Origin of the sequence: Acinetobacter sp. ANC 4862 (genome assembly GCF_004336635.1) — a bacterium.
Classification (GTDB): Bacteria; Pseudomonadota; Gammaproteobacteria; order Pseudomonadales; family Moraxellaceae; genus Acinetobacter.
The window spans coordinates 1-12,210 of the sequence record NZ_SJXH01000023.1; the positions used below are offsets into that span (position 1 = coordinate 1).

12 protein-coding genes and 4 tRNA genes are annotated in these 12,210 nt (G+C 41.7%); all 16 read right to left on the bottom strand.

The features are described 5' to 3' along the window. Nucleotides 1-576: GTP-binding protein (locus tag E0409_RS10570; RefSeq protein ID WP_131290624.1), on the bottom strand; the 576-nt coding region annotated here is incomplete at its 3' end. Between the two features lie 147 nt (nt 577-723). Further along, nucleotides 724-798, bottom strand: a tRNA-Thr gene (locus E0409_RS10575). A 14-nt stretch (nt 799-812) separates the two neighbouring features. Next, nucleotides 813-888 (bottom strand) — tRNA-Gly (locus tag E0409_RS10580). Between the two features lie 38 nt (nt 889-926). Continuing rightward, a tRNA-Tyr gene (locus E0409_RS10585) sits at nt 927-1,010 on the bottom strand. Nucleotides 1,011-1,063: 53 nt separating this feature from the next. Then, nucleotides 1,064-1,139, bottom strand: a tRNA-Thr gene (locus tag E0409_RS10590). Nucleotides 1,140-1,237: 98 nt separating this feature from the next. Next, nucleotides 1,238-2,731 (bottom strand): anthranilate synthase component I, encoded by a 1,494-nt coding sequence (trpE, locus tag E0409_RS10595; RefSeq protein ID WP_131290627.1) that lies wholly within the window; start codon nt 2,729-2,731, stop codon nt 1,238-1,240. Nucleotides 2,732-2,847: 116 nt separating this feature from the next. Next, nucleotides 2,848-3,519: a phosphoglycolate phosphatase gene (locus tag E0409_RS10600; RefSeq protein ID WP_131290630.1), complete on the bottom strand. Its 672-nt coding sequence runs from the start codon at nt 3,517-3,519 to the stop codon at nt 2,848-2,850. Between the two features lie 93 nt (nt 3,520-3,612). Next, nucleotides 3,613-4,347, bottom strand: a complete 735-nt coding sequence (locus E0409_RS10605) for an FHA domain-containing protein (protein WP_131290633.1) — start codon at nt 4,345-4,347, stop codon at nt 3,613-3,615. A 69-nt stretch (nt 4,348-4,416) separates the two neighbouring features. Next, entirely contained in the window at nt 4,417-6,690 is a 2,274-nt protein-coding gene (gspD, locus tag E0409_RS10610) for a type II secretion system secretin GspD (RefSeq protein ID WP_131290636.1), read from the bottom strand. Between the two features lie 43 nt (nt 6,691-6,733). After that, nucleotides 6,734-7,573: a type II secretion system protein N gene (locus tag E0409_RS10615; protein WP_131290639.1), complete on the bottom strand. Its 840-nt coding sequence runs from the start codon at nt 7,571-7,573 to the stop codon at nt 6,734-6,736. Beyond that, nucleotides 7,573-8,316 (bottom strand): type II secretion system protein N, encoded by a 744-nt coding sequence (gene gspN, locus E0409_RS10620; RefSeq protein WP_131290642.1) that lies wholly within the window; start codon nt 8,314-8,316, stop codon nt 7,573-7,575. The genes E0409_RS10615 and gspN overlap by 1 nt, the downstream gene beginning before the upstream one ends. A gap of 172 nt (nt 8,317-8,488) precedes the next feature. Then, nucleotides 8,489-8,815, bottom strand: a complete 327-nt coding sequence (locus E0409_RS10625) for an H-NS histone family protein (protein ID WP_131290645.1) — start codon at nt 8,813-8,815, stop codon at nt 8,489-8,491. Between the two features lie 162 nt (nt 8,816-8,977). Next, nucleotides 8,978-9,406, bottom strand: coding sequence for an acyl-CoA thioesterase (locus E0409_RS10630; protein ID WP_131290648.1), 429 nt, complete (start codon nt 9,404-9,406; stop codon nt 8,978-8,980). Nucleotides 9,407-9,416: 10 nt separating this feature from the next. After that, complete coding sequence (locus tag E0409_RS10635) at nt 9,417-10,583, bottom strand: heme biosynthesis protein HemY (RefSeq protein WP_131290651.1); 1,167 nt, start codon at nt 10,581-10,583, stop codon at nt 9,417-9,419. 7 nt (nt 10,584-10,590) lie between these two features. Beyond that, nucleotides 10,591-11,433, bottom strand: a complete 843-nt coding sequence (locus E0409_RS10640; protein WP_131290654.1) for a hypothetical protein — start codon at nt 11,431-11,433, stop codon at nt 10,591-10,593. Beyond that, nucleotides 11,430-12,209: a uroporphyrinogen-III synthase gene (locus tag E0409_RS10645; protein ID WP_131290657.1), complete on the bottom strand. Its 780-nt coding sequence runs from the start codon at nt 12,207-12,209 to the stop codon at nt 11,430-11,432. Before E0409_RS10645 ends, E0409_RS10640 begins: the two co-directional genes overlap by 4 nt. Nucleotide 12,210 lies beyond the last annotated feature (1 nt).

Sequence of the window (12,210 nt, forward strand, 5' to 3'; positions counted from 1 at the left end):
GATTACAGCAGATTCGCCATACTGACCTTGGTCACCATTAAGTGCAGCAAGCGCTGAACCACGGATGATTGGAGTGTCATCGCCTGGGAAGTCATAAGTAGAAAGAAGTTCACGAACTTCCATTTCTACCAATTCAAGTAATTCTTCATCATCAACAAGGTCACACTTGTTAAGGAATACAAGAATGTAAGGTACACCAACCTGACGAGATAAAAGGATGTGTTCACGAGTCTGTGGCATAGGACCATCAGTCGCAGCACATACAAGGATCGCGCCGTCCATTTGAGCAGCACCAGTGATCATGTTTTTAACATAATCGGCATGACCTGGACAGTCTACGTGTGCGTAGTGACGAGTTGGAGAATCGTATTCTACGTGCGAAGTATTAATGGTAATACCACGTGCTTTTTCTTCTGGTGCAGAGTCAATTGCTGCGTAATCCTTCGCTTCACCGCCGTAAGTTTTTGCACAGATTGTTGCAATTGCAGCAGTTAAAGTTGTTTTACCATGGTCGACGTGACCAATTGTACCCACGTTTACGTGTGGCTTATTACGTTCAAACTTAGCCTTAGCCATGATGATCTTCCTCGTTTACGTCGAACACGGTCTTAAACAACTCAGCTTCGACAGGTCGCCTAAAAAACTAAACACCCAATACTTGAAAAGCAGACTAATAAGCCTGCTTTTTAAAAACTTTGTGACCAAGTCACTAAACTGTATATCTGGAGCTCTTATCCAGATTTGAACTGGAGACCTCTCCCTTACCAAGGGAGTGCTCTACCACTGAGCTATAAGAGCAATAAAATCTTCGATGGAGCGGGAGACGAGGGTCGAACTCGCGACATGCAGCTTGGAAGGCTGCCGCTCTACCAACTGAGCTACTCCCGCATTATTGGTACAACCACACTGTATCGAATTTCTTAAATTGGTGGTGAGGGAAGGATTCGAACCTTCGAAACTTTCGTAGCGGAGTTACAGTCCGCCCCCTTTGACCGCTCGGGAACCTCACCACATACACTTATTTCAGTGTCACTCTTCAACTTAACCATTCAAACTTCTAAGATGGTGCCGGCACACGGATTCGAACTGTGGACCTACTGATTACAAGTCAGTTGCTCTACCAACTGAGCTATGCCGGCGTTTCTTAGTGTTTCGTACGTTTCGTATCGGAACGGTGTGCAGTTTAGCAAAACTTGAAATCCGTGCAAGTGTTTTTTTCAAAAAAAGCGCCAAAAACTCATAAAATCAATCCATTTGATGATAATTCAACCGCTTTGATCACTGCGCGAGCTTTTATCTGGGTTTCATTCCACTCAGATTCAGGATTTGAGTCCACAACCAGCCCTGCTCCTGCCTGTACATAGACCTTATTTTCACGAATGACACAGGTACGAATGGCAATCGACATATCCATTTCACCATGCCAGCCTAAATAACCCACAGCACCACCAAAAACACCGCGTTTTACTGGCTCAACCTCATCAATAATTTCCATGGCACGGATTTTCGGCGCACCAGAAAGTGTTCCTGCTGGGAAAGTCGCTTTAAAAACATCCAAGGCATCGACATCATCACGAACCTCACCCTGTACATTGGAGACAATATGCATGACATGTGAATAACGCTCGATCACCATTTGATCAGTGACTTTCACTTTGCCAATTTTTGATACACGCCCGACATCATTTCGGCCCAAATCAATCAGCATCAAATGCTCGGCAATTTCTTTTTCATCGGAAAGCAAGTCTTGCTCAAGTGCCAAATCTTCTTCTTTGGTCTTGCCACGTGGACGTGTACCTGCCAACGGACGAACCGTAGCAATACCATTTTCCAGACGTGACAGAATTTCAGGAGAAGATCCGACAATATGGAACGGTTTTTTATTATCTAAGGTTTGCCCTTGCACTAAAAATAAATACGGCGATGGATTGAGATGACGAAGCGCACGATAAACCTGTAAAGGCTCACCATCAAAATCAGACACCATACGATGCCCCGGCACCACCTGCATCACATCGCCTGCGCGGATGTATTCTTTTACTGTTTCAATTGACTCAAGATACTTTTCTTTACCTGTGAGAGATTCAAAATGCGGTGCCGTATGTTTTTTCGCTTGCAGGCTAATCGGTTGAGCTAATACCGCTTCCAATTCATCTAATTGTTGTTGTGCCTTGGCATAGGCATCTGGGTCGTTCACATCAGCATGCACAATTAAGAATAAAGTGTCTTTTAAGTTATCAAATACAATCACTGTTTTAGACAGCATCATCCAGATATCCGGCAAACCGACAGGATCAGCTGCTGGCACATTGGTTAAACGTGGCTCGATGTAACGAACTGAATCATAGCCAAAGTAACCTACTAAGCCACCGGTAAAACTCGGCAAGGCTGGTAAGTCCTTTTGCGTTGGCACATGAAACTGGGCTTGAAAATCGCGGATGTATTGGAATGGATCGCTACAGGCCTGGGTTTCAATTGAACCATCGGCTTGTTGAATAGTTAAAACACTTTCATTGCATGAAAAAACAGTGGATTCACCCAAGCCAATAATGGAATAACGCGCCCAGTTTTCCCCGCCTTCAACAGATTCAAACAAATACGCTTGTTGATGGTCTTTAAGGCGCGCAAACACTGAAAGTGGGGTTTCGGTATCGGCTAAACGCTGACGATAAACAGGAATAAGGTTGTAACCGTCAGATTTTAAGCTGTCGAATTGAGTTTGAGTGGTCATGAGTATTCTCTATGTTTTCGATATGGGCGGGTTTTAAGTTCGTTTTGGGATTATCTGACTTAGCGTCGCCATCGAAAAACCATACAATTTCTCATTCCAATATCCTTACTTTTAAATTATTTCGTGAGTAATTCTGTTAAATCATCAACCACTTGCTGTGGCTGGCAATCATGAATATCTTCACCATGATTATAGCCATAGCTCACCACAATACAATCCACTCCTGCACGTCGTGCTGCTTCGACATCATTGCTGGAATCGCCCAGCATCAATACCTGTTCTTTTGCCAGTTGATATTCATCGACACAAAACAGCAGTTGGCGCGGATGCGGCTTGCGTTCTTCAAAACGATCGCCACCAATCACATCGACAAAATATTTGCTTAAACCCAAGGATTCCACAATCATACGCGCAGGTTGTTCTGGCTTGTTGGTCACGCAGATCATTTGTTTATTGTGTGTTAAACCCCATTCGAGAAAATCTACCACCCCATTAAAAGGCTGGGTATCGACACAAGGTTCGGCATTATAAATTCTTAAAAAAGTCTCTAATAATTGTTGATATTGCGCCGGATCAACCTGTCCGGTTAAATACTGCAAAGTGCTATGACAAAAAAGTGATGTGCCTTTCCCCACCCACGTCCGAACCTGCTCTTCAGTCACATCCGGTAATTGCAAAACATTCAGGCTCATATTCATGGCGCGATATAAATCAGATGCGGAATCCACCAAGGTGCCGTCCAAGTCAAATAGAATAAGTTCACGACTTGCCAATTTTGCTACAGACATCTTCTTCCTCTCATTATTTATCTCACCCAAACACATCTAGCCAAATAATTAAGGCATGCGATTGCATGCCTTAATTGTAGGTCGTGCAGATACTTATTTAAAGAATAACCATGCAATGATTGCAAGGATAATCAATGCAATAATGGTCATTAAACCAACCGATGCATTTTTCTGCTCTTCTTTAGCTTGCTCTACACGCGATACTGGTGCTTCAACCACTATTGGCTCTTGCTTCTCTGGAATGGCACTCAAGTCCACACCTTCAGGAATTGGGGCTGGCTTTGGCACACCAACATTGGTGGGCATACCATCACGGGTCACATTGACACTGCTATCACGCTCTTTCAGTTCAGGCATGCCTTGGTCATTCATGTGTTGCGCGACTGTTTTAGAGGCTTCCTCCGCTTCTGCAGCTGCAGTTTCAGAAACAGCAACGGCTTCCGAAGGCTGCTCAGCAGCAGGAATCACTTCTGTTTCTGCCACGACAGGTTCAAGCGCAACTGCAGCTGATTCAATTACGACACGTGCAATGTCTTTTGCAGGCTCCAGTACAGAAAACTTCAGACTGGCAAACTGAATAATATCGCCTTGTTTCAACAAGGTTTCATGTTCAATCCGTAAATCATTGACGAATGTGCCATTAGATGAATTTAAATCCTGCAGCCACAAGGCCTGCTCTTTTAGCAAGAAAGCCGCATGCTTGCGTGAGATTTCCCCGGCTTGCAATACAATATCTGCGCTCTGATGACGACCGACCAACATATCACGGTCGATGCTAATTTCTTGTCCCGTCAATTCACCGGTAATTGCTTGTATTTTCCAAGTCATGAAATGCACTTCTCTTTGCGATTTTTTCTCATCATATCACGGCAAATCTGCAATTCTTTACACACTCTGTTAAGAACCTGATCGAATCGTGGTCGTAGTTACGGTATTTTTAGTTCTTTCAACCTCAGATTTAGGTACTTGGATCACTTGCCTTTGTACCATTGGCTCAATCGCTACAGGAGTGGTAATCGTAGCGGCATTGGACTTATTTTGCCCACCGGATGGTACAGTTTGATAACCCGGTACTTTTGCAGCTGAAGGCGTTACCGGTAGACGTTGTTGATAAATATCATCCACATTTTCCGGTAACTTCGAGAAAGTACCATCCTGATCCATCGCCAGCTGCAAGCTATACAACTGACTATAACGTTGCTGAGACAAACGCTTCACATCTTTAGCATCACCGACAATGGTGGGATGGATAAAGACCAGTAAATTGCGTTTTTCATTAGATTTAACGTCAGATCTGAACAAACGCCCAATTCCTGGAATAGCACCCAAACCCGGTACAGACTGGCGACCCTGAAGAGAATTATCCGAAATCAAACCGCCTAAAACGATGGTTTGACCATGCTCAGCCAAAATCGAGGTCTTTATTGCGCGTTTACTGGTGACTAAATCCTGTGCCTGTCCGCGATCACGGGCTACAGCAGAAACTTCCTGTTCGACTTCTAAACGGACTGAGCCACCCTCACCAATATGCGGCACCACTTTTAAAGTCACACCAACATCTTTACGTTCAACCGTAGTATATGGATTGATGCCGGCTGTGGTGGTCGCAACGGAACCTGTGACAAAAGGTACGTTCTGCCCCACCACAATATATGCTTCTTCATTATCCATGGTCACAATGGATGGCGTGGAGAGTAAATTGGATTTTGTTCTACTGTTTAGTGCCTGAATCAGCGCACCATAAAGTTTACGCGAACCATTACTGCCTTCTTTATAATCGGCAAGAACCAATGAAGTACCTTTTAACCCGGCTGCTGCAGCACCTAAACCGGCAGAACCACCTGTCAAATAACCACCTGCCAGGCTGGCTAGACTTGCCCCTGCATTATCAAAGCTAATTAATCCAATGCCGCTACTTAAGTCACCCAAGGCCCATTGCACACCAAGTTGATCGGCATCACTTCCCTCAACTTCAATGATGGCAGCCTCGATGAGCACCTGTTGACGGCGTATATCCAACTGCTGAATGGCAGATTCAATTTCACGCATCAATTGCGGATCAGCTTTCACTACCAATGCGTTCTGGCTGTCATCAGCAATAATACTGACGCCATTGCCATTAAAACTGGTGATGCTATTTTGATTATTACTGTTTGATCCACCACCCAAGTTAATACTGGGGGTTGAAATATTTGATGAGCTACTGCTTGAATTATTCGAGTTGTTATTGCTGAGATTATTCATCGCATTATTACTGTTCGACGATGAACTATTTGAATTTGATGAACTGGATACAGCCTGACCGGTGACCAAGCCTTGTAAAATTTCAGCCAGACTTTTCGCACTGGCATATTTTAAACGAAAGACTTTTAATCCACCTAAACGATCTGCCGCAGGCACATCCAGCATTTCAATCATTTGACGGATACGCTTACGCGTTGCAGTATCGCCTTTCAGCACAATCCGGTTGGTACGTGTATCGGCAATGATGCGGATCCGCGAGCCTTTTAAATCTCGTGCTGCTCCAGTCGAACTCATTGATTCGAGCAAACCAATCATTTCTTCCGCTTGACTCGACTGCAGTGTCACAGTCTCGATATCGTTTTGCCCGGTACCATCTAAATTACGAATAATGGTTTCAAGCTGATAAATATTATTGGCACGGTCTGAAACAATCAGGGCATTGGTTCCCGCAACCGCTGATAAATGCGCGAACTGCGGCATTAAAGGGCGAATCGCAGGAATCAAGTCATTGGGATTGGTATTTTCCAGCCAAATCACCCGAGTCACAATTTGATCACCCGTGGCACGTTGCTTGGCATCATAAGGAATACCGGAGCTTTTAACATTGCTATCAGGTACCAGTTTGATGGTATTGCCCGAAGGAATCGCCACCACACCATTCACATTCAATACGCCAAGAAATAACTCGTAAACTTCAGCTTTATTTAAAGGTTTATTCGAAATGACCGTCACATTGCCACGTACACGTGGATCTACAGCAAAATTCTTCCCGGTAATATCTGCCACTTCATTAATAAATGCAGTTAAATCAGCGTCACGTAAATTGATTTTCCATGTCTGTGCATGGCTTGCAGTACTCACCATAGCAATAAGTGGTGCAGCTGCAAATAAGGTCCAAACTGAACGATGATGATTAAATAAAGCCATAAAATTCCGTGCTTCCTAACCCTATAATGTGACAATGCATCACTTAAAAATTCTGTTGTATGGTCATCACCTGATCACCACGCTTTATTTCCAATTTAACCTGACCTTCGCGTCTCGCCTGTTCCAGCAACTGGGCATCGCTTTGCCCCTGCCCCACAGCCTGTCCATTTAAAGACATAATCCGGTCACCCGGTTGCAAACCCAGCTTGCTGCGTAATGCTGCAGGAGTTCTTGAAGTCACTTCATAGCCCCCGCTTGCCGCATTCACCCCCATATCTTTTAAATATTGTTCACGGTCTTCCTGTATTTTTTGTACTGCTTGTCCCAGAGCACTATTTTCCTGACTCGGCACGGCTTGAATCGATTGATGATTTGAGTTTGAAGCATTCACTACCGGTTGAACGATAGCTTGATCCAGTCCATTTCCAATCCTTTTAAAGGGTAACTCTCGGGTGGTACCATTGTTTTGGCGTAATACCACACGATCCCAATACACTTCAGCCAACTGGTAAGAGGTCGTATCAATACTTTCTCCTACCCGATAGCGATCTGCCACGTCATTTACTTTAATCACCGCAGAAGAAAATTGACTCGGGAAACCCACCACCACCCCCTGTAATACAAGGTTTATATTCTCGTCCGCAGCAGCGCTCTTTCCAGCTTCTTGAAACAGTGCAAATGAAGATAAATTAGGGACTTGTGGTTGTTGTGAGCCTAATTCCACCCGCTCCAACTGTATTACTTGAGGAGGAGCCATCAACAACCAAAAAATACTCGCCAACTTCCAGCATAAATATAAAATCAGCAGTGCCAGTAATATCGGTGCAGCACGATCTGCCTGTTTCCAATTTAACTGTTGAATTTTTTCGATCCATTCATTCATTAGAAGCCACCTTTAAACAAAGGTTGGCGCGAACTAATGACATAGGTATCCAAACCCGCTTTACCTTCATAAGAAGCAATATTCATCAATAAACGTTGCGTCAATTGCACATCAAGCATCAAGCTTGGATCCAGCTCTAAAGCAATCAGCTTTTGAGCACGCTGGTCACGAAGATCAAACATCAGCTTATTATTTTCATCTGACAGTTTTCCTTTCAATGACGGCATATTCATTCGATCCTGTCGCTGAGCATAGGTATAAATCAACTCACCACCCGCCCACTGCAATTGACCGTCTGCCTGGGAAAAACCCTGCTCTTTTTTATAGTTAAAATCGATATCCTGCAATTGAATGGCATTTGTAGGCCACTGCCAATCTACCAGATTCTTTAATGTTTCAGGTGCAATTTGGCCATTCAAGTCTTGAATAATGACTTTCTTGCCAAAACCATACCCCACCACCCCATCAAGTTGGGTATGCCCACTATGGACTTCGACATGAGCCCCTAAACGCAGCAAAAACAGATCCAATGGCCGTGTTTTCCAACTTAACGACCCTCTTAGATTCCCTTTATGCCAATCTGCTTGCCCCTGCCAAATATTGCCGCTTACATTTTGCAAGACCTGGTTGTTTTTATAAAATTTTGAAATGAGCCAAGCCGCTGGAATTTGGAGTAATACGAAAATAAAAAAAACGATGATGGCAAAGATCCACCACGTGATGTATTTGGGTTTCTTTATCATCCCACCACGACCAACATATCTATTCTTCTTCCCTGAGCCACGATATTATATTTCTATACACATTATGCACACTTTTTCTACAACGCCAATTCAAAGATATAAAAAAACCAAGCATATATGCTTGGTTTTTTTAGCCTAATCCAACTGGATGACAATCTCATGAATTCCAAAATCAGATGAGGAAGTCTTCCAGTTTTGCACCGTTTTCCAGTTCAGCAACCAACCAACGTGGTTGTTTACCGCGACCCGTCCAAGTCTCGGATGGATTGTTTTTACTACGGTAACGTGGCTCCACAGATTTACGTGTGCTTTTTTTGCGTTTAGTTGCACCAAACTCTAAGATTTGTTCAATCGTCAAACCTACTTTATCTGCAATATCTAAAATTTGCTGATAAGCATCTTCAACAGCTTGATCTTTTTTAGAAGCAATTAATGCTTCAGCTTCAATTTGTAAACGCTTTAACTCTTCAACAGATAAATTACTAATGTCCGGCATCATATTAACTCCCAAGAATAGATTTTATATATTATTTATTCAAACTCGATCATAATATTTTTATTATCTAAAACATTCAATACAAAAATTTAAATAAATAACAATATTTAAAAAGATTTCACACATCTATATATCTCTATATTTATTAAACCTTTTTTAATAGTTTTAAATTTGATGATTTACAATCATCTCAATTTTATTCACTTTTTCTCGAATCACAGCAGGTATTTCAGTTTTATTCATATTTTCTTTATTTACACAAACTATGACCGCTTCACTCAATGCAACTACCGTTTGTTGTGCCTCACTCCATAATAAATAACTCATACGCAGTGCACTATTACGCATTTCCTCAACACGTACACCAATTTTAAGCTGGTCTGGATAAAATACCGGACGAATATATTTGCACTGATTGGACGCAACCACCGTATAAACATCTTGTTGAAAAACATTAAGTTCATCCATATAACGAATGCGGGCACTTTCGATATAACGATAATAGATGACGTTATTTACATGCCCAAAGGCATCCATATCTCCCCAAGCGACTGACTGCTCATAAATAACAGGATAATCCGACAGGGTTAACATTTATTTGGCCTCATATTTTTATTTCAACAAAATTTGCATTACTTTCAAATATTAAATTTAACTGCTTAATTAAATCATCCTGACCTTTTAAAGTAGATTTAATTCTTAAATAATTCATCATTACATTATCTGGGTATAGTTCAAGCAATTTATCCGCTTCAGCATAACGTGCGGTTGCAGTGTATATATGCCATTTCGCAAAGGTAAACACAGGCAAAGAAGGATATTTATTTTCCCAATAGTCAATTCGTTGCTCAACCCTTAAATAATCAGGGTTTTGTTTCAATAATTGCTGTTGAAACCATAAATAAAAAACGTCTTGATTAAACTGCTCATCTAACAAATGTAATGCCAAGTCTTYATTTTKTCGCTTTAACCATAAAGTTTTTATCTCATAATTGCGACTATAAATTTGATCTTGCAAGTCTAAATAACGTTGTTGTAAATTTTGTAAATCCTCAACATCAGCTTGATCAAAATCAAGCAATAACTGTTGCAACCATTCCTGTTTGATTTCGGTGTCTAAATGACCATATTTAGTCGAACGCAAATACATCCATGGAAATTGAAGGGCAAACTTTCCCCATAGCGCTGTTAAGCGTAAATCATAGGCACTTTTGACATCCTTTAACCACGGTGAAAGCTCATGCTGATTTAAAAATTCAAGATGGGTTAAGGCTTGCTCTCCATCATTTTGAGCCAGATAGATTTCAATGCGTTGGATTTCGGTCAATTCAAATGCCATGGCATTGCTTTGATTTAAGATTGCAAGCGCTTGTGGATATTGCTGCTGCATCCAATACAATCGCGAAGCAATAATGCCTTTTAATAAACCCGATTGCGAAAATACCCCTCGAATAAATTCATGCTGGTCTTTAGCTGCTTCTAATAACCACACCACGGCCAACTGTTCATAGGGATGTAAATTTTTAAAATTAAAAACAGTTTCTAGCTTTCTTTGTTCTCGGGTTAAATAGCGCTTGATTACCAACCATAGCAATTGAATCATTAAGCTCAGGCAGGCCAGGAAAATAAAAATGACCCAGATGTTGGTTTGAATCTGCCATTCACGCCAATATAAATAAACATAACCTGCACCATAACCATAACTTAAAACACTCAATCCGGCGATTATAATCAAGCTGATAAAAGCATAGGCAAGTAAAACCTGTTTCATTAATCCATCACCCCAATAATGCGCGCGTATTTAAACTTGGCGTCGGAACAACAGTAAATCCTTTTATTTTTTGGATATTCTGAATCAGTTGGCGTGATTTCTCATCCGGGATTTGATTTAACAATTGGATAATTTCAGTCAGCGATTCTTGATATTCTAAATATTGACCTTGCTGTAAAGCCTGATGCGCCAATAATAATCGGAGCTGCGCCTCTTTTAAAATCAATGGACGTTGCATTAAAGCGACGGCAGGTTGTTTTGCAGGCTCAATCACCAGCCAGCGCTGCCAAAAATATTTACTTTGGGGTTGGCTTGAACTTAATTGTGGCGTATTTATTTCTTGGGTTAATGCTTGATCCAGTTGGTGTATTAAATCATCAACTTTTGCCTGCTGCGCCACTCGGGTGCTTGCAAACTGCTGAATCACTTGCTGATCTTTCGCAATAACCTGATGCAAACTCTGCTTCAGTGAGGGTGCTAATGCATATTGCTCTAAATTGCGATCTAAATACATTAACTTATCTAAAGCTTCATTGAATTTTTGCTGTTTCAGCATAAATTCAATCAAATCCAGCTGCTGTTTAATTACTACAATTGGATCAATGCTTGATGCTTCGATGGTTTTTAAATCATGTTTTGCTTGAGCACCTTGCGCTACTGCTCCACCTTCAGCATTCACATGACGCTGTAAAGCCACAAGTTGATCATTTAAATTTGCATTGCTTTGTTCAATACGATGCAGACTGCTGCTTAATTCTGTTTGTTGTGCAGAGATATTAAATACCTCATAACTTAATTTTATAATCCAGAGCAAACTTAAAATGAGTAATAAAATGAGAATTTTCTTCATGTGTTCCCTTGCACAACAACAATCTGCTGCAAAATTGAATCTGTTTTTAAATCAGGTAATCGCGTGATATTAAAACATGCTAATTGATTTTTTTTATAATCCGAAACAACTTGATACAAGCGCTCACCGAGAACAAAGTAATGCCCTTTTGCAATAATCGCGTCTTGACCTTGCATCAGCTTAATCCAGTTTAGCCAGCTCGCTTCACTGCTCACCACCATCGCATACTCTGGCTCTTGTTCCAATAAAGGCAATATATCGGGAAGATTCTGCTGAGTGAGTAAAGGACAACGGCGCTCATATAAAATAAAATTAAAAATATGCATGCCTTGCTGTTTTAACTGATCCATCATAAATGGACGACCACCCTCACCACGCCAAAAAGCGATGCACGTTCCAGCATTCATGCTTTTAAGCATTGGAAGTTGCAACATCCCTTCCGATGTTTCAACCAAAGGCACTTCAGCAGTAATTCCATAAGTCGCTAAAGCTTGCGCCGTGGTTTCACCTACCGCAATCCATTGGATCTGCCGAAGCTGATTCAGGTCAATCGAGGCTTGTTTTAAATAATCCATGCCTATTTGAACCGCAGTCGGACTCACCACCACGATCACCTGAGCAGACAGCAACTGCTGATATAACTCAGATAATGCCACTGACCAAGGTCGAGCCACCAATTCCAGTAAAGGCAAATCTAAAACAGGAACTTGAGCCATACGTAAGGTATAACTCAATTTTTCCGCACGATCTTGAGGACGGGTATTAATAAACAGCATA

Bases quoted from the DNA above. Each gene is read 5' to 3' on its own strand.
- gspN (WP_131290642.1), bottom strand. From the start codon at position 8,316: ATGATAAAGAAACCCAAATACATCACGTGGTGGATCTTTGCCATCATC.
- trpE (WP_131290627.1), bottom strand. From the start codon at position 2,731: ATGACCACTCAAACTCAATTCGACAGCTTAAAATCTGACGGTTACAAC.
- E0409_RS10645 (WP_131290657.1), bottom strand. From the start codon at position 12,209: ATGCTGTTTATTAATACCCGTCCTCAAGATCGTGCGGAAAAATTGAGT.
- E0409_RS10625 (WP_131290645.1), bottom strand. From the start codon at position 8,815: ATGATGCCGGACATTAGTAATTTATCTGTTGAAGAGTTAAAGCGTTTA.
- gspD (WP_131290636.1), bottom strand. From the start codon at position 6,690: ATGGCTTTATTTAATCATCATCGTTCAGTTTGGACCTTATTTGCAGCT.
- E0409_RS10600 (WP_131290630.1), bottom strand. From the start codon at position 3,519: ATGTCTGTAGCAAAATTGGCAAGTCGTGAACTTATTCTATTTGACTTG.
- E0409_RS10615 (WP_131290639.1), bottom strand. From the start codon at position 7,573: ATGAATGAATGGATCGAAAAAATTCAACAGTTAAATTGGAAACAGGCA.
- E0409_RS10605 (WP_131290633.1), bottom strand. From the start codon at position 4,347: ATGACTTGGAAAATACAAGCAATTACCGGTGAATTGACGGGACAAGAA.
- E0409_RS10640 (WP_131290654.1), bottom strand. From the start codon at position 11,433: ATGAAGAAAATTCTCATTTTATTACTCATTTTAAGTTTGCTCTGGATT.
- E0409_RS10630 (WP_131290648.1), bottom strand. From the start codon at position 9,406: ATGTTAACCCTGTCGGATTATCCTGTTATTTATGAGCAGTCAGTCGCT.